The organism is Nocardia sp. NPDC127579, from assembly GCF_042672005.1.
In the GTDB taxonomy this organism is placed as follows: Bacteria; Actinomycetota; Actinomycetes; order Mycobacteriales; family Mycobacteriaceae; genus Nocardia.
The window spans coordinates 221,649-243,004 of sequence record NZ_JBHXVZ010000008.1; the positions used below are offsets into that span (position 1 = coordinate 221,649).

Sequence of the window (21,356 nt, forward strand, 5' to 3'; positions counted from 1 at the left end):
CTGGCACCCTTAACCGGTGACATCACCTCCGGATACAAAGGCCGAGTCCGACCCGGCCGACGACAAGCTCGATGCGAGGGTGTTCAAGATCGCGGGCGTCGTCGTGCTCGGCGCGATCATGTCCATCCTCGACATCACCGTCGTCACCATCGCCATCCCCGAATTCCAGAAGGAATGGGGCTCCAGCTACGCGCTGACGGCATGGTCGATGACCGGCTACACCCTGGCCCTGGCCACGGTGATCCCGCTGACCGGTTGGGCGGCCGACCGGTTCGGTACCAAACGTCTCTACCTGTCCGCGCTGGCGTTCTTCGTGGTCGGCTCCGTGCTGTGCAGTTACGCGTGGAGCATCGAATCGCTGATCGGCGCCCGCGTCATCCAGGGTCTGGGCGGCGGCATGCTCATGCCGCTCGGCATGACGATCATGACCCACGCCGCGGGCCCGCAGCGGATCGGCCGCGTCATGGCCGTGCTCGGTATTCCCATGCTGCTCGGCCCGATCGGCGGCCCGATTCTCGCGGGCTGGCTGATCGACGCCCACTCGTGGGAGTGGATCTTCCGGATCAACCTGCCGCTCGGCATCATCGCGCTGATCTACGGCTTCCTGGTGTTGCCCTCGGACAAGCCGCAGCCCGCGGAGTCCTTCGACTTCGTCGGCATGCTGCTCGCGTCGCCGGGTCTGGCGCTGTTCCTGTTCGGCGTCTCCTCGATCCCGGACGAGGGCACGATCACCGCACCCAAGGTGTGGGTGACCATGGTGATCGGCGCGGCGTTGCTGGTGGGCTTCGTCCTGCACGCCTTGCGCGCCAAACATCCGCTGATCGATCTGTACCTGTTCAAGAACAAGTCACTGTTGTTCTCGGTGCTGACGATGACGCTGTTCGCGGCCGCGTTCTTCGGCGCGGGTCTGCTGCTGCCGTCGTTCCTGCAGTCGGTGCAGAACGAGACCTCGCTCTCGGCCGGATTGATGCTGGCGCCACAGGGGTTGGGCGCCATGCTGACCATGCCGATCGCGGGCCGGATGGTCGACAAGATCGGCCCGGGCAAGATCGTGCTCACCGGTATCGCGGTGATCAGCATCGGCATGGCCTTCTTCACCCAGCTCGAGGCCGGCAGCTCGTACCTCATGCTGGGCACCGGGCTGTTCATCATGGGTCTCGGCATGGGCTGCACCATGATGCCGGTGATGACGGCGGCCATCCAGACGCTGACCCATCAGCAGGTGGCGCGCGGTTCGACGTTGATGAACATCATCAACCAGACCGCCGGGTCCATCGGCACGGCGGTCATCGCGGTCATCCTGACCAACCAGATGAAGGACAAGGGTCTGCCGACCGGCGGTGCGGCCGCGCAACAGGCCGCCGCCATGCCGGATCCGGCCACGCTGCCGCCGGAACAGGCGGCCCAGCTCGCCGAGCAGAAGGCACACGGTCTGAGCCTGGCCGCCGAATCGTTCAGCAACACCTTCGTGGTCGCGCTGATCCTCATGGTCCTGGCCTTGATCCCGGCCTACTTCCTGCCGCGGACCAAGCCGGAGGTCCCGGTCGAGGGTGACGCGCCGGTAATGGTGCACTAGCTCGAAACCGTCTCGGGCCCACGACGTTTCGGCGTCGTGGGCCCGAGTTGTATCTGCACGTCGCATGGTGCGATCGAGTGGTACCACCCAATACGTAGCAATCCGTACACCACGTAGCACATTGAGTACAATCGCCGGTATGCGCACCATCAGTCAACGCGACCTCCGTAACGACAGCGGCAAGATCATGGATGCCGTCGAGGCGGGCGAAGAGTTCACGATCACCCGCAATGGCCGACCTGTGGCCGAACTGAAGCCCCTGACGCGGCGGACCTTCGTCCCGGTATCCGAACTCGCCGCCACCAGCGCACAGCTACCCACGATGGATTACGCCGAGTGGCGTGCCGACATGGACGCAATCCTGGATACAGAGGTCTCCGACCGTGAGTGAACCACGACATATCCTGCTCGACACCTCGGTGTTGATCGACTACGAGAACGTGCGGCTGCCGGACGGGGCCGAGGCCGCGATCAGCGCCGTGAGTCTGGCCGAACTCGCCGCCGGTCTGCACTCCACGGCCGATGCCGGCAAACAGGCACAACGCCAGCTCCGATTCCAGTGGGTAATGAAGTCGTTCAATCCGATCTCGTTCGACGCCGAGACCGCCAATGTGTACGGTTCGCTGGCATTTCTGGTTTACCAGGGCGGGCGCAAACCCCGCAGTCGGGTTGCCGACCTGCAGATCGCCGCTACCGCTGTGCAGCACCGTCTGCCCTTGTTCACTCGCAATCCCGATGATTTCAAAGGATTGGAGCCATTGTTGAACTTTGTCGCCGTGTGAGCGGTGCGTACGCAAACAGCGCAGGCCGATGGGCCTGCGCTGTTGTCGTTCACCCGGTCAGGGTCGCAAGGCGACTTTCGCAGTACGCCCCTGGGTTTCGCTGGCCACAACCGCTTCGGCGGCCTGGTCGAGCGGGTAGGTCGCGGCCAGATCCAGGGCCAGGGCGCCGGTGGCTGCCATGGTCACCAGTTCGGTGATGAGGCGGCGCATGTCGTCACGGCTGGTTTCCTCGCCGCGTTTGGAGCCCCAAAACCCCTTGATCACCGCTTGTTTGAAGATCAGCGGGCCGGGGTTGATGGTCAGTGGTTTGCCGGAGAGGGCACCGAAGGAGATCAGTTCGCCGGCGGGGGCGAGCAGGTCGAGCAAATCGCCGGCGGCGGGGCCGCCGATCTGGTCGACGGCGCGCAGGATCGGTGCGCCGCCGGTCAGGGTGGCGGCCTGCTGCCGCCAGTCCTCGGCTTCGGTGTCGACCACGGCCTCGGCGCCCTGCGCCCGCAGCGCATGCACCGCGTCGGCACGGCGGACCAGGCTGAGCACATGCACACCGCGTCGGCGCGCAAGCATATTCAGCAACCGGCCGACCGCGCCGCCCGCGGCGTTGATGGTGATCCAGTCGCCCGCGGTGACATTCAGATCCTCGAGCAGCATGAGCGCGCTCAGCGGCATCGCCATGAGCTGGGCGGCGGTCTCGTCCCCGATCGCGTCCGGCAGCGGCACCACCTGTCCGGCCTTGGCCAGGAAGAACTCGGCCCAGGCCTGGTGGATACCCGAAACACTCACGCGCTGACCGACTTCCAGGCCGGTCACGCCGGGACCCAGGGCATCGATCCGGCCTACCGCCTCGGTGCCCGGGATGGCCGGCAGCTCCGGTTTGTAGCCGTACACGCCCCGGATGGTGGCCAGGTCGTGATTGTGGATCGGCGCGAGAATCAGAGCGACCCGCACCTGCCCCGCCCCGGGTTCCGGGGTCGGCACCTCCCCCGCGGTCAGTACATCCTTCGGTTCGCCGAAGGCGTCGATCACCACCGCGCGCATCGGGTCAGTCCTCCGCGACGGTCACGGCGACGTCGATATTGCCCCGGGTGGCGTTGGAGTACGGGCACACCTGGTGCGCCTTGTCGGCCAGCGCCTGCGCCTCGTCCCGGGACAGGTTCGGCAGCGTGACCTCGATGACCACGGCCAGCTGGAAGCCGCCCGCGTCGTTCTTGCCGAGGCTCACCTTCGCGCCGACCGCGGAATCGTCGACGTTCACTCCGTCGTTCTTGCCGACCAGGCGCAGCGCGCCGTGGAAGCAGGCGGCGTAACCGGCGGCGAAGAGCTGCTCGGGGTTGGTGCCCTCACCGTTGCCGCCCAGCTCTTTGGGCGCGGAGAGGTTCACGTCGACCTTGCCGTCGGTGGTGCGGGCGTGGCCGTTGCGGCCGTCGCCGGTGGCCAGGGCTTCGGCGGTGTACAGGGGGGTCATGATTTCTCCCGTTCTGAGGCCAGGGCCTCGGTCATGCGCCGCAGGGTGTCGCGCAGGGCGGCGACCTCGTCCATCGAAAGGCCGGCGGCTTCGGCCATTTCGCTCGGTATGTCGCGGGCTCGCGCCCGCAGGTCACGACCGCGTCCGGTGAGCCGGATCTCGACTCGCCGTTCATCGGACGTGCCGCGCTGCCGTTCGACCAGACCGGCCGCCTGCAACCGCTTGAGCAGCGGCGAGAGGGTGCCGGAATCGAGCGACAGCGTGGTGCAGAGTTCGCCGACCGAGCGACCGTCGTGTTCCCACAGCGCCAGCATCACCAGGTACTGCGGGTAGGTCAGCCCGAGCCGGTCCAGCTTGGTTCGGTAGACCGCGGTCATCGCCCGCGACGCCGCGTACAGCGGGAAGCAGAGCTGCTCGTCGAGGCGAAGGTGGTCGGTCACTCCCTGAACGGTAGTCCACAACTAAGTTGTGCACAACCAAACTGTCGGTGGGCTGGGTCACAGCGCCGCCGACGTCCCGGGGCACGCCGGTGCCCAGACGTAGTACGGGATCCGGCGTGCGCCGGGACGTCGGCGGGTGGAACCGGCCGAATACGTCACGACGACGGGGATTACGGACTATGCGGTCCAGCGCGCGGTGAGCTGGGCTTCGGCGGCCGGGGTGAGCGAGCCGAACAGGCGCAGGCGGGCCAGGCCGCCGTCCGGATAGATATCGAGGCGCACGTGCGTCGCCGCGCGCTCGTTGTTCAGCCGGAACCGGTGCGGGGTGTCGGGCTGCAACGCGGTGCGGGGCAGCAGTTCGAACCAGGCCGGATCGTCGACCGGCGGCAGCGGCTGGCCGCCGCTCAGGTCGATACCGAGCAGCCGGGCTTCGCCGGGCGCGTTGAACAGCAGGTTCGTCGTATCCAGCTCCAGTAGCTCCGGCACTCCCTGCGCGGCGAGACTAAAAGTGGCCCAATCGTTTCCGCTGTCCCGACGCCGCTTGGTCTCCCACCCCTCGGCCTGGTTGCGCGCCAGGCCGGGGCTGATCATATTGTCCGGCGCGGAGTAGAACATATCCGAGCAGCCCAGGGCGCGAGCACCATTGGCCAGCGCGGCCAGATCCACGGTCAGACCGGTGAGCAGCGCCGGATCCGGCACCACCTCGCCGTGCACGCGCAGCCGCGCCACACCGCCGTCGGGGTAGATGGTGAGGCGCACGTGGGTGAAGACCCGCTCGTCGCTCACCGGGAACTCGTGCACGGCGTCACCGGTCAGCGGGCTGCGCGCCAGGATCTCGACCCAGTCGGCGTACTCCAGTTCGGCCACCGACGGGTAGCCCGGCACCCGGCACGCCTCGATCGAGGCGAACGGCGGGAAATTGCCCTTGAACCATGCGGTGTCGATGACGATGCCGCGCACGATGCCGGGCATGCCCAGTCGCACGATGGCCCAGTCGTCGCCGGGGCCGCGGTGGCGGCGGGTCTCCCAGCCGTCGTACTCCTGCCCCTTGGGGCCGAAGGTCTCCGGGGAGAATTTCGGCGCCCAGGGATTGATCAGGTTCTCGCGCTCCTCGAAGGACTCGTCGCTGGCCGCGATCACGCTGCCGAGATTGGTGCGCAGCGCGAGATCGGGCAGGGCGGTGAAGTCTGACATCTGTTCTCCCTCAACTCTTCTCGATGAAACGACCGGTCGCGGACTGGTCCCCGAGGACGCGGCCGCGCAACCAGGTGGACCGCACGACGCCGGAGAGTTCCCGCCCGGCATACGCCGTGATCTTGTTCTTGTGCCGCAGCGCCGCCGGGTCGACGGTGAACGGCGCGTCCGGATCGAAGGCCACCAGGTCGGCGTCGCAGCCGACCGCGATGCGGCCCTTGCCCGGCAGTCCGACCAGGTCGGCGGGCGCGGTCGCCATCCACCGGACGACCTCGTCGAGGCCGAAACCTCGTGTGCGCGCGGCGGTCCAGACCGCGGGCAGCCCGATCTGCAACGACGAGACACCGCCCCAGGCGCCGGCGAAATCGCCGTCCTTCATGGCGGGCGGGCACGGCGAGTGATCGGAGACCACGCAGGTGAGCACCCCCTCGGCCAGGCCCTGCCAGAGTGCGTCCTGATTGGCCGAATCCCGAATCGGCGGACAGCATTTGAACGCGGTGGTGTGTGCCTCGGCCGCCGCCAGCGTCAGGTAGTGCGGGCAGGTCTCCGCGGTGATCCGCACTCCACGCGCCCGGGCCGCCGCCAACGGCGCCAGGCAGTCCGCCGCGGACACGTGCAGGATGTGAGTGCGGGCGCCCGTCCGTTCCGCCAGCTCGATGATCGCCCGCACCGCAGCACTTTCCGCAGCGCCGGGCCGGGACGCCAGGAAGGCGTCGTAGGACCCGTCGACGGGCTCGGCCAGCCGACCGGGGTCCTCGGCGTGCACGATCAGCAGGCCGTCGAAGGCGACGAGCTCGGTCATCACCTCCTCGATCTCGGCCGGTGACAGCGGCGGGAACTCGTCCACGCCGGACGGCGACAGGAAGCATTTGAACCCGAAAACACCCGATTCATGCAGTGGCCGAAGCGATTTCAGATTGCCCGGGATCGCGCCACCCCAGAACCCCACATCGACCCGGCACTGCCCGGTGGCCGCCGTGCGCTTGGCCGCCAGCGCGGCCACATCGACCGTGGGCGGCAGCGAATTCAGCGGCATGTCGACGATGGTCGTCACCCCGCCGGCCGCGGCCGCCGCCGTAGCGCTGGCGAAGCCCTCCCAGTCGGTGCGGCCGGGCTCGTTGACATGCACATGCGAGTCGACCAAACCCGGCAGCAACACCAGATCCACCAGGTCGACGGTCGCGGTCGCGGCCGGCTCGGCCGCGTAGTCGGCGATCTCCGCAATTCGCCCGTCCCGCACCGCGATCGCGGCGGGACGAGTCCCCTCCGGCAGCACCGCCCGACGCGAGCGGATCACCAAGTCGTACATGCTCACTCCTTATCCAGTGCGATTCCGACGGCGGCGCCAATCAGCCCGGCGGTGGCGCCGACCACGCCCGCGACTATGCCCACCGAGGCCGCGATGCCCACAGCTCCCGCAGTAGCCCCCACCGACCCGGCGGTCGCTCCTACCAGGGCCGAAGCGACGCCCACCGACTTCCCGGCACGAGCCGGAAACCAGCGCCGGGGTCGCACACCGCGGCGGCGGATCTGCCCTGTGCCTTCCGCACCGAAAGCCGTTGCCACGCTTACGGCATCGCGCGCCGAACCACCGGCCGGAACCGGGGTTCGGCCCCGCACCAGGTCGCCCGAGCTACTCATGTGCACCAGCCGCACTCGTCGCGACTCGAGCGCCTACCCATGTCCACCGGCTACCTTTCGTAACCCGCTGTCGGCCAACCACTTCCCGGCCAGGTCACCGGAGAGTCGTTCCAGCAGCGGACCGGCGTAGGCCATGCAGAGGTTGCGGTCGGCCTCGAGGTCGGTGAGCGCGTAGACCTGCTCGATGTCGACCCGGCGCAGCTGCTCGGCGCCGATCTCGCACCGACCGGCGACCGCGACCACCGGGACCCCGCCCGCCTTGGCGATCCGGGCCACCCCGACGGGCGCCTTGCCGTGCAGCGTCTGCTGATCCATCGACCCCTCGCCGGTGATGACCAGGCGCGCGCCGTCGACCTGCGCGGCGAACCCGAGCTGATCCAGGATCATGTCGATGCCCGGCCGGGCCTGTGCGCCGAGGAACGCCAGTGCGGCGTAGCCGACACCGCCCGCCGCCCCGGCGCCGGGTCGCTCGGCGACATCGATGCCGTGATCACGCCGCATGATCATCGCCAGCCTGGTCAGGCCACGCTCCAGATCCTCGACATCGGGCTGGCGCGCGCCCTTCTGGCGGGCGTACACATGGGCCGCGCCGCGCGCGCCGAGCAGTGGGTTGTCCACGTCCGACGCCACGGTCACCAGCGGAACCCGCACCATCTCACTGGTGTCGATGCGGGCCAGCCGCCGCAGCGCCGCGCCGCCCGGCGGCAGCTGCTCGCCGCGCTCGTCGAGGAATTTCACCCCGAGCGCGGACATCATGCCCGCGCCGCCGTCGGTGCACGCGCTGCCACCCAGCCCGAGCAGAATCCGACGGGCGCCGCGCTGGGCGGCGGCCCGGATCAATTCGCCGGTGCCGGTACTCGCGACCGTGCGCGAAGTGGACGAGGTCGGCGGATGCGGCATCTTCCGCACCCCCGAGGCCTCGGCCAGCTCGATCACGGCGGTCTGATCACGCATCGCGAACGACGCGACGACCTGATCGCCGGTGGGCCCGGTGACGCTGGTGCGGAACCGGGCGAACCCCGACGCGACCACCGCGTCCACGGTGCCGTCACCCCCGTCGGCGACCGGCACGGTCACCACGGGGATATCGGGCCGCACCCGGCGCAGTCCGGTCGCCACGTGCTCGGCGACCTCGGGTGCGGTCAGCGAGCCCTTGAACTTGTCGGGCGCGATGACCACATACCCCTCCCGCCACCGGGGACGCGGCGCCCGCCGGGGGCTGATCACCCGACCGCCTCCGGCTCGGGCAACGCGGCGATGGCGGTGGGCGCATCGTCCAATGTCTCGGCGAGCTCTTCGAATTCGACGATATTGTCGATCTCGAGCCCCATCGACACATTGGTGACCCGCTCCAGAATGACTTCCACGACCACCGGCACCCGGTGCTCGGTCATCAGCTGCTTGGCCTGCTCCAGCGCGGAGCCGAGCCGATCGGGCTCGGTAACCCGAATCGCCTTGCAGCCCAGGCCTTCCACCACCTTCACATGATCCACCCCGTATCCGCCGACCTCGGGGCTGTTGATGTTGTCGAAGTCGAGCTGGACGTAGTAGTCCATCGAGAAATTGCGCTGCGCCTGCCGGATCAGCCCGAGGTAGGAGTTGTTCACCACCACATGGATGTACGGGATGCCGAACTGCGCGCCGACCGCCAATTCCTCGATCAGGAACTGGAAGTCGTAGTCGCCGGAGAGCGCGACCACGGTCGCGTCCCTGTCGGCGGTGGCCACGCCGAGTGCGGCCGGCAGGGTCCAGCCCAGCGGCCCGGCCTGGCCCGCGTTGATCCAGTGCCGCGGCCGGTAGACGTGCAGCAGCTGCGCGGCCTGGATCTGGGAGAGGCCGATGGTGCTGACGTAGCGGATGTCGGGTCCGAACGCCTTGTTCATCTCCTCGTAGACCCGCTGCGGCTTGATCGGCACCGAGTCGAAGTGCGTCTTGCGCAGCCCCTCGTTCTTGCGATGCTTGCACTGCTTGGCCCAGTCCGCGCGGCTCGGCAGCGTCTCCGCGGCCTTGCGTTCGCGCGCCACCTCGAGGAACACCCGCAGCGCCGCCCCGGCATCGGAGGTGATGCCGAAGTCGGGCGCGAAGACCCGGCCGATCTGGGTCGGCTCGATGTCGACGTGCACGAAAGTGCGTCCCTTGGTGTAGGTTTCGACGCCACCGGTGTGCCGGTTGGCCCACCGGTTGCCGATGCCGAGCACGAAGTCGGCTTCCAGCATGGTGGCGTTGCCGTAGCGGTGCGAGGTCTGCAGGCCGACCATGCCCGCGTGCAGCGGGTGGTCGTCGGCGATGGTGCCCCAGCCCATCAGGGTCGGCACCACCGGAATCCCGGTCAGCTCGGCGAATTCCACCAGCAGCTCGGCCGCGTCGGCGTTCACGATGCCGCCGCCGGCGACGATCAGCGGGCGCTGGGCGACGGCCAGCATGTCCAGGACCTTCTCGGCCTGGGCGCGTGAGGCGGCCGGCTTGTGCACGACCAGCGGTTCGTAGGTGTCGATGTCGAACTCGATCTCGGCGAGCTGCACATCGATCGGCAGGTCGATCAGCACCGGTCCGGGCCGGCCTTCGCGCATGAGCCCGAACGCCTTCTGGAAGGTGCCGGGCACCTGGGCGGGTTCGAGCACCGTGACGGCCCACTTGCTGACCGGCGCGGCGATCGAGGCGATATCGACCGCCTGGAAATCCTCCTTGTGCAGCTTCGAGACCGGAGCCTGGCCGGTGATGCACAGGATCGGAATGGAATCCGCACTGGCCGAATACAATCCGGTGATCATGTCGGTACCGGCCGGACCGGAGGTGCCGATGCAGATACCGATATTGCCCGCCGCGGCGCGGGTGTAGCCCTCGGCCATGTGCGAGGCGGCCTCGACGTGACGCGCGAGCACATGCTTCAGGCCGCCGTGGGCGCGCATGGCGCTGTAGAACGGGTTGATCGCGGCGCCGGGCAGGCCGAAAGCCTGTGTCGCGCCTTCTTTTTCCAGGATCAGGACCGCCGCGTCGACGGTACGCATCCGTGCCATATCAGTTCTCCGCCTCATCGGTGACGTCGATCAGGATCCAGCCCTCGGGGACCCGGGTCGCGCATTCTTCGTGTGCCACAGCGGTGCTCACGCCTGGTCTCGCTTCGACAACGCCTCGGCGACCAGCAGCAGACCGGAGTGGTCCAGGTTGCCGTAGCCCATGGCGCGCGCAGCGGCGATGAGCTGCGCGGTCAGCGCGCCCATCGGGATGGACACCTCGGCGTCACGGGCGGCGGCCAGGATGATGCCCATGTCCTTGTGGTGCAGGTCGATCCGGAAGCCCGGTACGAACGAGCGCTCCAGCATCGTCTTGCGCTTGAGCTCGAGAATCTTCGAGCCGGCCAGGCCACCGGCCAGCACGTCCAGGCCCTTGGCCGCGTCGGCGCCCAGGTTCTCCATGAGCAGGATGGCCTCGGCGACAAGCGCGTACGTGCCGCCGACGATCAACTGGTTGGCCGCCTTGACGACCTGCCCCGCACCGTTCGGGCCGACCAGCTCGAAGGTCTTGCCCACGGCCTGGAAAATCGGTGTGGCGGCGGCGAAGTCGGCTTCGGTGCCGCCGACCATGATGGACAGTGCCGCGTTGATCGCGCCCGGCTCGCCACCGGAGACGGGGGCGTCGAGCACCCGCAGGTTCTTCTTCGCGCCCTCGGTGGCGGTCCACCGGGAGGTCTTCGGGGTGATGGTGGAGAAGTCGATGTAGAGGGTGCCGGGGGCGGCGTGTTCGAGCACGTCGGCGAACACCGACTCCACGTGCTCGTCCTGCGGCAGCATCGTGATCACGATGTCCTTGTCACGCACGGCTTCCGCGGCGCCGGAGGCGACATTGCCGCCCGCGGCCTTCAGCTTGTCCAGCGCGGCGGCGCTGTGGTCGTAACCGGTGACCTCGTGGCCCGCGGCGACCAGGTGACCCGCCATCGGGCCGCCCATGATTCCCAGTCCAACGAAACCAATCTTGCTCACTTGATCCAGCTCCAATCCGGTTCTGCGTCTTTGTATTCCAAGCCGATCCAGCCGTCGTAACCCACGGCTTGCAGGTCGGCGAAAAGGGCATCGAAGTCGAGGTCGCCCGTCCCCGGCCGCCCACGGCCGGGATTGTCGGCGATCTGCACGTGCCCGATGCGGTCGGCGTAGGTGGTGATCACCTGGTGCAGGTCCTCCCCCATCCGGGACAGGTGGTAGAGATCGCACAGGAACTTGATGTTCGGCTCACCGGTTCGATCGATGATCCGCACCGCGTGCTCGGCCGAGACCACCGGATAGTCCGGGGACTCCGGCGAATTCAGCGCCTCCAGCAGCACGGTCGCGCCGATCCGGGATGCCGCCCGCGCAGCCAGGCGCAGGTTCTCCAGCCCCAGCTCGTCCTGCTTGTCCGGGTCCTCGCCCTCGATCCGGTTGCCGTACAACGCGTTCAGTGAGGTGCAGCCCGCGCGCTCGGCGATACCGACCGCGACCTCGATGTTGTCACGGAAGGTACTGACGCCACCGGGCACCGAGACCAGCCCGCGGCCGTTCGGGATCAGGTCGATGAAGTTCAGCCCGACCAGCTGCACCCCGGCATCGGCGATCGCCGTTACGAACGCGTCGATCTCCTTGTCCCCCGGTGTCGGATCGGTGCCGAACGGCCACCAGAACTCCACACCGTCGAAACCGGCGGCCTTGGCCGCGGCCGGGCGCTCCAGGAGCGGCAGATCGGTGAACAGGATCGAGCAGTTGATATCGAACTTCGGCATGTCAGGCTCCTTTCTTGTATTTGTTCCAGCTGCCGATCTCGGTGATATCGATCAGCTCCGGATACGAAGTGGGCGGCTTGCGCAACACCATGGAAAGCACCGAGCGGTTGTCCTGCAATTCGATCACGCCGAGCTCCAATTCCGGCGGCTCGGCCGGAAGAAGTTTCTCCCGCAGCACGTCCATCGGAATGTCGAACAATTCACCGGAAATCGGCGCACCACCGTCGGCCACCGGCGCGAGTCCGGGGAAACGGTCGCCCACCGAATAGAAGCGATAGCGCGGCGCGGTTTCCACCGCACCGGCGAACGGTGCACCGCCGAGCAGGTAATTCAGGGGTCCTCCGCGCATGGCGGAGCCGTTCAGGAAAATCAGAGGCATAGCGAATGTCCTTCTAGTGCCGAATATCGTCGTCGAACCGGTCGCCGAGGTCGTCGAGCCGGTCCTCGGCCGCGCCGAACACCGATGCGCCCGTCCGCTTTCCGGCCCGGATCTCGTTGAACACCAGGTTCAGCACGATGGCCACCACCGCGGTCGCGCTGATCCCGGATTCCAGGACCACGGCGATCGACTTCGGGAAGGCGTGCCAGAACTCCGGCGCCGCGATGGGAATCAGGCCGACCGCCACGCCCACCGCGACGATCACCATGTTCAGGTTGTCCTCGTAGTCCACCCGGGACAGCGTGCGGATTCCGCTGGCCGCCACCGTGCCGAACAGCACGATCGCCGCGCCGCCGAGCACCGGGTACGGAATGCCGGCGACCACCGCGCCGACCACCGGCAGCAGGCCGAGCAGCGCGAGAATCACACCACCGACCGCCACCACATAACGGCTCTTGATGCCGGTGAGCGCGACCAGACCCACATTCTGCGCGAACGCGCTGCACGGGAAGGACCCGAACACCGGCGCCACCGCGGTAGAGGCCATATCGGCGCGCAGACCGTCCGCCAGCCGCTTCTTGTCGACCTTCGTCGGCAGGATCTCGCCGATGGCGAGAATGTCGGCGGTGGCCTCGGTCATGATCACCAGGATCACGATCGTCATGGCCACGATCGCACCCACCTCGAAGGTGGGCGTACCGAAATGCAGCACCGGCGGCAGCGAAACCAGTTTCGCCTGACCGACTCCGGAGAAATCCGCCTTGCCGGTGCCGACCGCCACCAGGGTGCCGATCACCAGGCCGATAAGAATAGACAGCCGGGAAATCGCGCCCTGGAACAGCCTGCTGATCACCAGAATGATCAGCAGGGTCAAACCGGCGTACCCGATATTGGCCATCGAGCCGTAATCCGTTGCCTTGGCATTACCGCCCATCGCCCATCGGAACGCCACCGGCATCAGCGACAAACCGATCACGGTGATGATCGTGCCGGTGACCACGGCCGGGAACAGCCGGACCAGATGCGCGAAGAACGACGAGGCGATCAACCCGATCACACCGGCGACGATGATCGCGCCGAACACCGGACGCAGCCCGCCCTCGCCGGCGATGGACACCATCGTCGAGACGCTGACGAAGGAAATCCCTTGCACGATCGGCAATCTGGAGCCGAACGGGCCCAGGCCCAGGGTCTGGAGCATGGTGGCCAGGCCGGAGACGAACAGTCCCGCGGTCACCAGCAACGCCATATCGGCGGCCGAGAGTCCGGCCGCGCCGCCGATGATCAGCGGCGGTGCGATGACACCGCCGTACATCGTCAGAATGTGCTGGAGCCCATAGGCGATCAGCTGTAGCGGTGGATATTTGGTGTCTTCGGGCCGGGCCGCGGTATCGGGCGGCTTGCTGCGACGGTTGAACATGCGCCTCGCCTTTCCACGGTCAGCAAAAGCCGGGCACGCCGTGCCAGGCGGACCCGGCATCGGTGGCGTCGTCACGGACCACGGCGGCTTCGATCAGGCCGTAGGGCCGATCGGCGGCAATGAAGACCTCACCCGGGTTGTCCAGCGCGAACGGGCTCAGGTCGACCAGGAAGTGGTGCTTGTTCGGTGCGGAGAACTTGATCTCGGCGACCTCGCGGTGCTGTTCGAGCACCGCCCGGCCCATGCTGTAGAGGGTCTGCTGCAACGCGTAGGAGTGCACGGCGGCGAACTGGCGCAACAGGATCGAGCGGATCGAGTCGTAGGACTTGTCCCAGTCGGCGACGTCGGTGTGGTCGTAGCGCCACTTGGCAACCAGCGAGGTGGCCATGATCCGATCGTCGGTGGGTTGCAGGGTGGTGTACTTGTCCTCGAAGAAGCCGTGGAACTCCGAGCCGGTCGACTTCAGCAGGACCAGGTCCTTGATGCCGGAGACGACGTGCGCGCGGCGATCCGGGCCGACGCCGTCGACGTTCACGATGGTGGTGCGGGTGCCGCCGCCGCTGCGCACGAACGAGTGGTCGTGGCCGATGCCGTCGACCGGGATGCGATCCCAGGCGTACTCCTCGATCTCGATGCGGGCGCCGTCGGCACCGGGACAGCGGGCGATGAAGTGGTCGGCCAGGGTCAGGCCGTAGTCCTCGAGGGCGCCGATCCCCTTCTCCTTGGCGAAGGCGAAGGCGGTGTTCTTCTGAGTGTCGGTGGGCAGCACGTCCTTCTGGTCACCGGTGATGTGCGCGTCGGCGAACCGGCCGCGCAGCGCGGAGGAGACATTGAGGTCGCGGATCTGGTGGCGCGGGGTGTCGCGGTAGACGCGCACGACGCGGTTCTCGGCTTTGCCGTATTGGTTTTGTCCTAGCTGGATGGCCATGGTGAGGATCAGCTCCCTCGGTAGGTGGAGTAGGCGAACGGGCTCAGCAGAAGGGGAATGTGGAAGTGTTGTCCGGCCGGGCCGCCGGGGGTGAAGGTGATGACGGCCTCGGGGAAGAAGCAGTCCTGGCCGGTGGCGGCGGCGTAGCTCGCGATATCGAAAACCAGCCGGTAGGAACCGGATTCGAGTTCGTCGGGGCCGAACCGGCCGATCCGGCCGTCCGCGTCGGTGACCGCCTCGGCCAGCAGGACCGGCTGTCCGTCCCTGACGTACTCGAGCCGAACCGCCACGCCCGCACCGGGTTTGCCGAGGGCCGTGTCCAGCACGTGCGTCGTGATCGCACTCATGCCTGCACCTCCATCTCGTCGATTGCCTTGCGCAGCCGCAGGATCGCGATCTTGCGTAGTTCCTCGGCGACGACCGCCGCCTCGGTGTCGTCGTCGTTGCCGAGCCGGGCCTGTAGCGCGGCCAGGATCCGCTCGGCCGACAGGCCGGTGGCGCAGATCAGGAAGACCCGGCCGAAGCGCCGCTCGTAGGCCTGATTGCCGGACATCAGCGCCGCGGCGGTGGCCAGATCCTGGTCGACGCCGGACTGCTCGCCGCGCGACCATTTCGCCTCGACGCCGTCGCCGTTCGCCCGCTCCCCGATGCGCGGGTGGGCGGCGAGGGCGCGGTCGACATCGGCGCGGGTGAAGGTGCGGGCGGCCGCGTCGGCGACCGCCAGCAGGAGTTCCGGATCGGCGTACGGCCGGCCCGCCAGGACGGCGTCGGCCCAGGCCGGAACGTCGCAGCAAGCCAGCAGTATCGGCCGAAGTTGTTCACTCGCAGTCGAATTGAACGCTGCGCATGATCCCATTGCCTGGCCTTTCTCGTGTAGCGGAGGTCACATCCGCCTACTTCGAGAAGAGTGGCACAGGTCTCACTCGGAAATCAACAGTTTGTTGAAATTTGGGTGGATGGTCCAAGCGGGAGGCTCAGGACCGGGTCCGATTCAGATAGTTGTACACGGTGAACCGGGTGACCCCGAGGGCTTCGGCGACCGTCTCCGCCGATTTGCGGTAGCTGAACGCGCCGCGCTCCTCCAGCAAACGCACCGCACGCTGCTTGTCGGCGCGCTTGAGTTCGGCCAGCGAACCGCCGAGTTCACCGGCCACGTCCTCGAGCAGCCGGGCCAGGCCGCCGTCGCCGGACGCCTCGGCGTCGGCAGGTGCGCCGAAGCGCACACCGGCCAGCGTCGCACCCTCCCAGACCAGGGGAATGTCGTCGGGACCGCAGTCGTCGGCGGGCACGAGCCGTCCACCGGTGCGCCGTAGCAGCGGAGTGATCGTCACCAGCACCGGATGCGTGGTGTCCACCTGCGCCTCAGTCATCGGCATCCCGCTCCACCTGGAGGGTCACCCGGGTCGCGCCGTGCGCGAAACCGGTGGCCAGGACATCGCGCAACAGGTCCAGCAACTTTTCGCTGGGGCCGGACACCGAGGTGCCCAGCGGGCCGAAATCGCAATCGAGACCGGCGGCTTCGAGCACGGCCAAGGTCTCGGCGGCATGCGGCGGCGGATCGCCTTCGCCATGGAACGGCTCGGTGGTGAATTCAGCACGCAGCCACATGGGCATAGGCTACCTGCGCTTCCGAGGTCGATGGGATGGGAACGGGAGACACCCCCGCGCCAGGCCGGGGCCGGAGCGCGGGGGTGCGTGGGAGATCGCTAGCCGCCGAGCACGAGCTCGATGGCATTGATCCCGAAGTAGGCCAGGAAGACCGCGCTCACCGCGTACAGCAGCCAGTGCACCTCACCGAACTTGCCGCGCGCCGCCTTGATCACCACATAGGCGATCAGGCCCGCGCCCACACCGTTGGTGATCGAGTAGGTGAACGGCATCAGCGCGATGGTCAGGAAGGCGGGCACCGCCACCTCCAGATCGTTCCAGTCGATCTTGCGCGCCTGGGTCATCATGAGCGCGCCGACCAATACCAGCGCCGGCGCCGCGGCCTGGATCGGGACCACCGCCGCGATCGGGGTGAAGAAGATCGCGGCACAGAACAGGCCGCCGGTGACCACGGAGGTCAAGCCGGTACGGGAGCCCTCACCGACACCCGTCGCCGACTCGACGTACACCGTCGCGCCCGCGCCGCCCGCCGCGCCGCCGATGATCTGGCCGACGCCGTCGACCGTCAGCACCTTGCCCAGGCCGGGCATGGTGCCCTTCTCGTCCAGCAGCTCGGCCTCGTCGCATACGCCGAAGATGGTGCCCATGGCGTCGAAGAATCCGGTCAGCACCAGGGTGAAGAGCACGATCGAGGCGGTCAGCGCACCCGCGGTGGCGAAGCCGCCGAACAGGTCGACATCGAACATCAGGCCGAAATCCGGTGCGGCGAACAGCTTGTCGGGCGTCTCGGGCACGACCGGGCCCCAGGTCTTGGGATCGATGGCGGCGTTGGCGTTGATGATCACCGCGAGCACGGTGGCGATCGCGATGCTGATCAGCATGGCGCCGGGCACCTTGCGGATGAACAGCGCGAGCATGACGAGCAGACCGACCGCGAACACCACCACGGGCCAACCACTCAGGTGACCGCCGATGCCCAGCGTGACCGGTGGGCCGCTGCCCTCGCCGTGCCCCACCACACCGGCCGAGACCAGGCCGATCAGCGCGATGAACATGCCGATGCCGACGCCGATCGCGTTCTTCAGCGCCACCGGAATGGCATTGATGATCATGGTGCGCAGACCGGTCGCGGCCAGGATCACGATGATCACGCCCATCAGGATGACCAGACCCATCGCCTGCGGCCAGGTCATGTGCGGCGCCGCCTGGAAGGCGACCACCGGGACCAGGCCCAGTCCAGCCGCCAGCGCCAGCGGCACATTGCCGACCAGGCCCATGAGCACGGTGCTCAACCCTGCCGAGAACGCGGTCGCCGTGGTCAGCTGCGCGATGGACAGCTTGTCGCCGTTCATATCGGTCACGCCGCCGAGAATCAACGGGACCAGCAGGATGACGTAGGCCATCGCCACGAAGGTGGTGATGCCGCCGCGGACCTCCCGGGAGACGGAGGTCTTGCGCTCGGTCAGCCGGAAGAACCGGTCGTGCCAGCCCTTTCCGGACGCTGCCGGTTCCCCGGCTACGGGTTTGGTTTCGATCTGGGTCATCAGCTTGCCCTCCTCAGGGCGTAGCCGACCTACATTCCGGTTCGGTGCTCCGGTGCGCAGGGTTCGGTTATGCGGTTGTGGGACACCGCCGCCTCGTTGCGAAAGATGCGGCGCCCCCGTTGATCAACAGCTCCGGACGAGTCCGTCCGGTCGTACCGGCACACGATTGCGGTGCCGGATGCGGGTGGAGGGCGTGGATGGCCCTCCGTCGCCGCGTCGCCCGGTTCGGGCGAGCGGATCGGGGGTGTCCGGCAGTCGCGGCCGCGGTGGCGGTCCGGTGCGTGCCGGGATCGGCCGGTCGCCCTCGGCGTCGATGTCCCCCTCAATCAGGACATCGACATGTGCGGTGACCCTCCGGTTCGGCGTGACGATCATCGAGAGACCGCCTGCCGCAAGCGTTTCCGGGCCTCGGCGCCGGCGCGGCCGGTGGCGTCGTGCGCGACGGTGCGCAGTTCGCCGTGTTCGACCACGGTGTGCCCGCCGACCAGCAGCCGGGCCAGTGGCGGGGTGGGGCCGAACACCAGGGCACAGACCGGATCCTCGACAGCGGAACGGAATCCGTCGACCCGCCAGATGGCGATATCGGCCAGCTTGCCCACCGCGAGCGATCCGATTTCGTGCTGGCGGCCCAGGTTTCGCGCGCCGCCCAGCGTCCCGAGCTCGAGCGCCTGCCGGGCGGTCAGTGCCCGCGGCCCGTGCACGGCGCGCTGGAACAGCAGGGCCTGGCGCATTTCACCGGCGAGCGAGGTCAATTCGGCGGAGGCGGCGCCGTCGACGCCGAGGCCGACCGGTGCGCCCGCGGCCATCAGGTCGGTGACGCGGGCGATTCCGGCGCCGAGCCGGGCGTTGGAGGTGGGGCAGTGCGCCGAGCCGGTCCCGGTTTCGGCGAAGCGGCGAATATCGCTGTCGCGCAGGTGCACCGCGTGCGCGAACCAGACATCGTCGCCGAGCCAGCCCAGCTTCGCCATGTATTCGACAGGGGTGCAACCCATCTGGGCCAGGCAGTGCTGCTCCTCGTCGAGGGTTTCGGCCAGGTGGGTGTGCAGCCGCACGCCCTTGGCGCGGGCCAGCGCGGCGGATTCGGCCATCAGCTCGGCGCTGACCGAGAACGGCGAGCACGGCGCGACGGCCACGCGCAGCATCGAATCGAAGTCCGGATCGTGGTACTTGTCGATCATCTCGGCGGTGTGGGCCAGGATGTCCTCGCGCTGCTCCACCACCTCGTCCGGCGGCAAGCCCCCGTCCGATTGCCCGCGATCCATCGACCCGCGGCACGGGTGGAAACGCAGCCCGATCTCCCGTGCGGCGCGGATCTCGGCCTCGAACAGATCGCCGCGGTCCTTCGGGAAGATGTAGTGGTGGTCGGTGCTGGTGGTGCAGCCGTTGAGCGCGAGCCAGCCCAGCCCGGCCGCGGCCGCGCCGTGCACGATATCGGCGTCCATGCGCGCCCACAGCTCGTACAGTCCGGTCAGCCATTCGAACAGGGTGGCGTCCTGGAACAGGCCCTGGGTCGCCCACTGGTACAGGTGATGGTGGGTGTTGACCAGGCCCGGGGTGACCAGGCAGCCGGTCGCGTCGATGTGCTCGGCGCCCTCGATCCGGGGTGCGGGGCCGGGGCCGAGGGCGGTGATCCGACCGTGCTCCGCGATCAGGTATCCGAAGGGGATCTCGACCCCAGCCACCGGGGCGATATATGCGTTCGCTATGACAGTTCTCATTCGGGCAAGGCCTCCCGCCGCGCAGGTCCGGGTTCGCGTTCCACCCGATCATGCGCCCGGATTTCCACCCGCCGCATCAGGCGGCCGCCGAATTGCTGATCGATTGCGCTCGGATGACACCCTCGCCTCGACAGTGGCCGCCGTACGCGCGCTTCGCCTCTGCTTCGACCAGGCCCGGCACCGAGGTGGCCCGGATCCGGGCGGTGTGTGGCGCCGCCATTTCGGCCCGACCCGCGGGTCGCCGTAAATCCATGTCCGTAAGTACAGCTGGCCGGGAAGTGAACAGGTAGGAACAAGAAATCTGAACTGTGGCCCAGTTCACACCCCGAGGTTTGTGCGAATCTCCGAATGCGGTACCCCAGGGGGCCGCTGTTAGCGTAGGAAACTGTGCGATTACGTTCCCTGCTCACCATGACGGCCCTGGGTCTCGAGCTGCTGACCGGCGAGGAAGACCTGGACCGCTTCGTACGCTGGGTGGTAACCACCGACCTGCCCGACCCCAGCCGCTACCTCTCCGGCGGTGAGCTCGTGCTGTCCGGCTTGCAGTGGCGCACCGGCCCCGCCGACAGCGAGGCCTTCGTCGGCACGCTGGCCCGCGCCGGAGTGGCCGGTCTGGCCGCGGGCGACGCGCTCTACGGGGGCATTCCCGACGACATCGTCGAAGCCTGCCGTCGGCACCGCATCCCCCTGTTCCGGGTGCCGGAGAACATCGCCTTCGCGACGGTGACCGAGCAGATCACCCGCAACCTGTCCACCGGGCGGGCCGCCGATCTCAGCGCGGTCCTGGATCGGCACCGGCAGCTGGTCGCGGGTAGCGGTCTCGGTTCGGTACTCGACCTCATCGAGCGCGATCTCGGCATGAGCTGCTGGGTGATGTCGTCGACCGGACGGGTGGTCGCCGGGTCGGCCCTGCCGCCCGCCGCGGCCACCGCGGCGTTCCTGGGCGCCCGGCGACTACCCCTCGTGGTTCGCGAGAACGATGCCCCCTATTCGGTTTTCGCGGTCGACGAGCACAGCACCTCGCGGGTCGCGGACTGGTTCCTGGTCTTCGGGGGCGACTACCGGGAATGGTCGGAGGAGCGGCGCGCGCTGCCCGGCGAACTCGCCGCCGTGGTCGCGCTGGAACGGGCCCGCCAGGACGACCGGCAGAGCGCCGAGGGGCGGCTCGCGCAGGAACTCATCGAGCTCATCGTCTCCGATGCCAAACCGGCGGAGATCATTTCGCGGCTGGAGCTGACCGGGCTCGGACCGGGTGAGACCTACATCGCGGTCGCCGCGGCCTCCGAGGGTGCGGGCCTGCGGCCCGGCGAATTACGGGTTCTGCTGCGTGAAATCCTCTATGGCCGCAGGCCCGCGGCGGGCGTGGTGGACGGCGAGGCCATCGCGCTGATCCCGGCGCGCAGTTCGGTCCTGGACGAAATCCAGCTGGCGGTAGCCGAATTGGCGCCGGGGCTGGGCGACGGCCGGATATCGGTCGGCGTCAGCGGCGTGGTCGACGGTGAGGGGCTGCGCGGCGCCGTCGAGGAGGCGCGCTATGCCCGCCGCATGGCCGCGCGCGGCGATCAGCCGGCCGGCGTCGTCGGCCACGACCAGCTCGCCACCCACATGCTCCTGCTCGCCAGCGTCCCCGACGAGGTGCGCCGCATGTTCCGCACCCGCCTGCTCGACCCGCTCACCAGCTACGACCAGGACAACCGCGCCGATCTCGTGCACACCCTGGAGACCTTCCTGCAATCCTCGGGCTCCTGGACGAAGTCCGCGGAGCTGCTGCACGTCCACGTGAACACCCTGCGCTACCGCATCCAGCGGATCGAGGAGCTGACCGAGCGCGACCTGTCCCGCCTCGAGGACCGAGTGGACTTCTTCCTGGCCCTGGCCTTGCGATGAACCAGGCGCCCGCGGCGCCGCGCGTGC

General features: G+C 68.3%; 22 protein-coding genes. 4 read left to right on the forward strand and 18 right to left on the reverse strand.

From position 1 onward, the window contains the following. Positions 1-16: 16 nt before the first annotated feature. From ACFVMC_RS26105 to ACFVMC_RS26115, 3 genes are all read left to right on the forward strand, one after another. Positions 17-1,576, forward strand: coding sequence for a DHA2 family efflux MFS transporter permease subunit (locus ACFVMC_RS26105; RefSeq protein ID WP_379214439.1), 1,560 nt, complete (start codon positions 17-19; stop codon positions 1,574-1,576). Between the two features lie 139 nt (positions 1,577-1,715). Further along, positions 1,716-1,967, forward strand: a complete 252-nt coding sequence (locus tag ACFVMC_RS26110) for a type II toxin-antitoxin system Phd/YefM family antitoxin (protein ID WP_379214441.1) — start codon at positions 1,716-1,718, stop codon at positions 1,965-1,967. Beyond that, a complete protein-coding gene (locus ACFVMC_RS26115; protein WP_379214443.1) occupies positions 1,960-2,358 on the forward strand; it encodes a type II toxin-antitoxin system VapC family toxin in 399 nt (132 codons plus the stop codon). Before ACFVMC_RS26110 ends, ACFVMC_RS26115 begins: the two co-directional genes overlap by 8 nt. 57 nt (positions 2,359-2,415) lie before the next feature. Here the strand turns inward: ACFVMC_RS26115 and ACFVMC_RS26120 are convergent, their stop codons facing one another. From ACFVMC_RS26120 to ACFVMC_RS26205, 18 genes are all read right to left on the reverse strand, one after another. Further along, a complete protein-coding gene (locus ACFVMC_RS26120) occupies positions 2,416-3,393 on the reverse strand; it encodes a zinc-binding dehydrogenase (protein WP_379214445.1) in 978 nt (325 codons plus the stop codon). Positions 3,394-3,397: 4 nt separating this feature from the next. Next, positions 3,398-3,820 carry an organic hydroperoxide resistance protein gene (locus tag ACFVMC_RS26125; protein ID WP_379214447.1) on the reverse strand — a complete coding sequence of 141 codons (423 nt, stop codon included), beginning with the start codon at positions 3,818-3,820 and terminating at the stop codon, positions 3,398-3,400. Next, a complete protein-coding gene (locus tag ACFVMC_RS26130; RefSeq protein ID WP_379214449.1) occupies positions 3,817-4,260 on the reverse strand; it encodes a MarR family winged helix-turn-helix transcriptional regulator in 444 nt (147 codons plus the stop codon). The genes ACFVMC_RS26125 and ACFVMC_RS26130 overlap by 4 nt, the downstream gene beginning before the upstream one ends. A 177-nt stretch (positions 4,261-4,437) precedes the next feature. Next, positions 4,438-5,454 (reverse strand): allantoicase, encoded by a 1,017-nt coding sequence (alc, locus tag ACFVMC_RS26135; RefSeq protein ID WP_379214451.1) that lies wholly within the window; start codon positions 5,452-5,454, stop codon positions 4,438-4,440. A gap of 10 nt (positions 5,455-5,464) precedes the next feature. Then, positions 5,465-6,763 (reverse strand): allantoinase AllB, encoded by a 1,299-nt coding sequence (allB, locus tag ACFVMC_RS26140; RefSeq protein ID WP_379214453.1) that lies wholly within the window; start codon positions 6,761-6,763, stop codon positions 5,465-5,467. 365 nt (positions 6,764-7,128) lie between these two features. Then, a complete protein-coding gene (locus ACFVMC_RS26145) occupies positions 7,129-8,322 on the reverse strand; it encodes a glycerate kinase (protein WP_379214454.1) in 1,194 nt (397 codons plus the stop codon). Continuing rightward, a complete protein-coding gene (gene gcl, locus ACFVMC_RS26150) occupies positions 8,319-10,112 on the reverse strand; it encodes a glyoxylate carboligase (RefSeq protein WP_379214456.1) in 1,794 nt (597 codons plus the stop codon). The genes ACFVMC_RS26145 and gcl overlap by 4 nt, the downstream gene beginning before the upstream one ends. Before the next feature lie 87 nt (positions 10,113-10,199). Next, positions 10,200-11,075, reverse strand: coding sequence for an NAD(P)-dependent oxidoreductase (locus tag ACFVMC_RS26155; RefSeq protein ID WP_379214458.1), 876 nt, complete (start codon positions 11,073-11,075; stop codon positions 10,200-10,202). Next, on the reverse strand, positions 11,072-11,845 hold the full coding sequence (locus tag ACFVMC_RS26160; protein WP_379214460.1) for a hydroxypyruvate isomerase family protein: 774 nt from the start codon (positions 11,843-11,845) through the stop codon (positions 11,072-11,074). Before ACFVMC_RS26160 ends, ACFVMC_RS26155 begins: the two co-directional genes overlap by 4 nt. A gap of 1 nt (position 11,846) precedes the next feature. Further along, positions 11,847-12,224: a gamma-glutamylcyclotransferase gene (locus ACFVMC_RS26165; protein ID WP_379214462.1), complete on the reverse strand. Its 378-nt coding sequence runs from the start codon at positions 12,222-12,224 to the stop codon at positions 11,847-11,849. A 13-nt stretch (positions 12,225-12,237) separates the two neighbouring features. Beyond that, a complete protein-coding gene (locus tag ACFVMC_RS26170) occupies positions 12,238-13,644 on the reverse strand; it encodes a nucleobase:cation symporter-2 family protein (protein ID WP_379214464.1) in 1,407 nt (468 codons plus the stop codon). Positions 13,645-13,663: 19 nt separating this feature from the next. Next, complete coding sequence (gene pucL, locus ACFVMC_RS26175; RefSeq protein WP_379214466.1) at positions 13,664-14,572, reverse strand: factor-independent urate hydroxylase; 909 nt, start codon at positions 14,570-14,572, stop codon at positions 13,664-13,666. An 8-nt stretch (positions 14,573-14,580) separates the two neighbouring features. After that, positions 14,581-14,919: a hydroxyisourate hydrolase gene (uraH, locus tag ACFVMC_RS26180; RefSeq protein WP_379214468.1), complete on the reverse strand. Its 339-nt coding sequence runs from the start codon at positions 14,917-14,919 to the stop codon at positions 14,581-14,583. Continuing rightward, on the reverse strand, positions 14,916-15,428 hold the full coding sequence (gene uraD / locus ACFVMC_RS26185) for a 2-oxo-4-hydroxy-4-carboxy-5-ureidoimidazoline decarboxylase (RefSeq protein WP_379214470.1): 513 nt from the start codon (positions 15,426-15,428) through the stop codon (positions 14,916-14,918). Before uraD ends, uraH begins: the two co-directional genes overlap by 4 nt. Before the next feature lie 118 nt (positions 15,429-15,546). After that, positions 15,547-15,942, reverse strand: a complete 396-nt coding sequence (locus tag ACFVMC_RS26190) for a helix-turn-helix domain-containing protein (RefSeq protein ID WP_379214472.1) — start codon at positions 15,940-15,942, stop codon at positions 15,547-15,549. After that, positions 15,935-16,180, reverse strand: coding sequence for a thiamine-binding protein (locus tag ACFVMC_RS26195; protein ID WP_379214474.1), 246 nt, complete (start codon positions 16,178-16,180; stop codon positions 15,935-15,937). Before ACFVMC_RS26195 ends, ACFVMC_RS26190 begins: the two co-directional genes overlap by 8 nt. 98 nt (positions 16,181-16,278) lie before the next feature. Then, positions 16,279-17,724: an NCS2 family permease gene (locus tag ACFVMC_RS26200; protein ID WP_379214476.1), complete on the reverse strand. Its 1,446-nt coding sequence runs from the start codon at positions 17,722-17,724 to the stop codon at positions 16,279-16,281. Between the two features lie 371 nt (positions 17,725-18,095). Next, entirely contained in the window at positions 18,096-19,442 is a 1,347-nt protein-coding gene (locus ACFVMC_RS26205) for an 8-oxoguanine deaminase (RefSeq protein ID WP_379214478.1), read from the reverse strand. Between the two features lie 387 nt (positions 19,443-19,829). Between ACFVMC_RS26205 and ACFVMC_RS26210 the strand changes: the two genes are divergently transcribed. Further along, positions 19,830-21,329: a PucR family transcriptional regulator gene (locus ACFVMC_RS26210; RefSeq protein WP_379214480.1), complete on the forward strand. Its 1,500-nt coding sequence runs from the start codon at positions 19,830-19,832 to the stop codon at positions 21,327-21,329. The last annotated feature ends 27 nt before the right edge of the window (positions 21,330-21,356 follow it).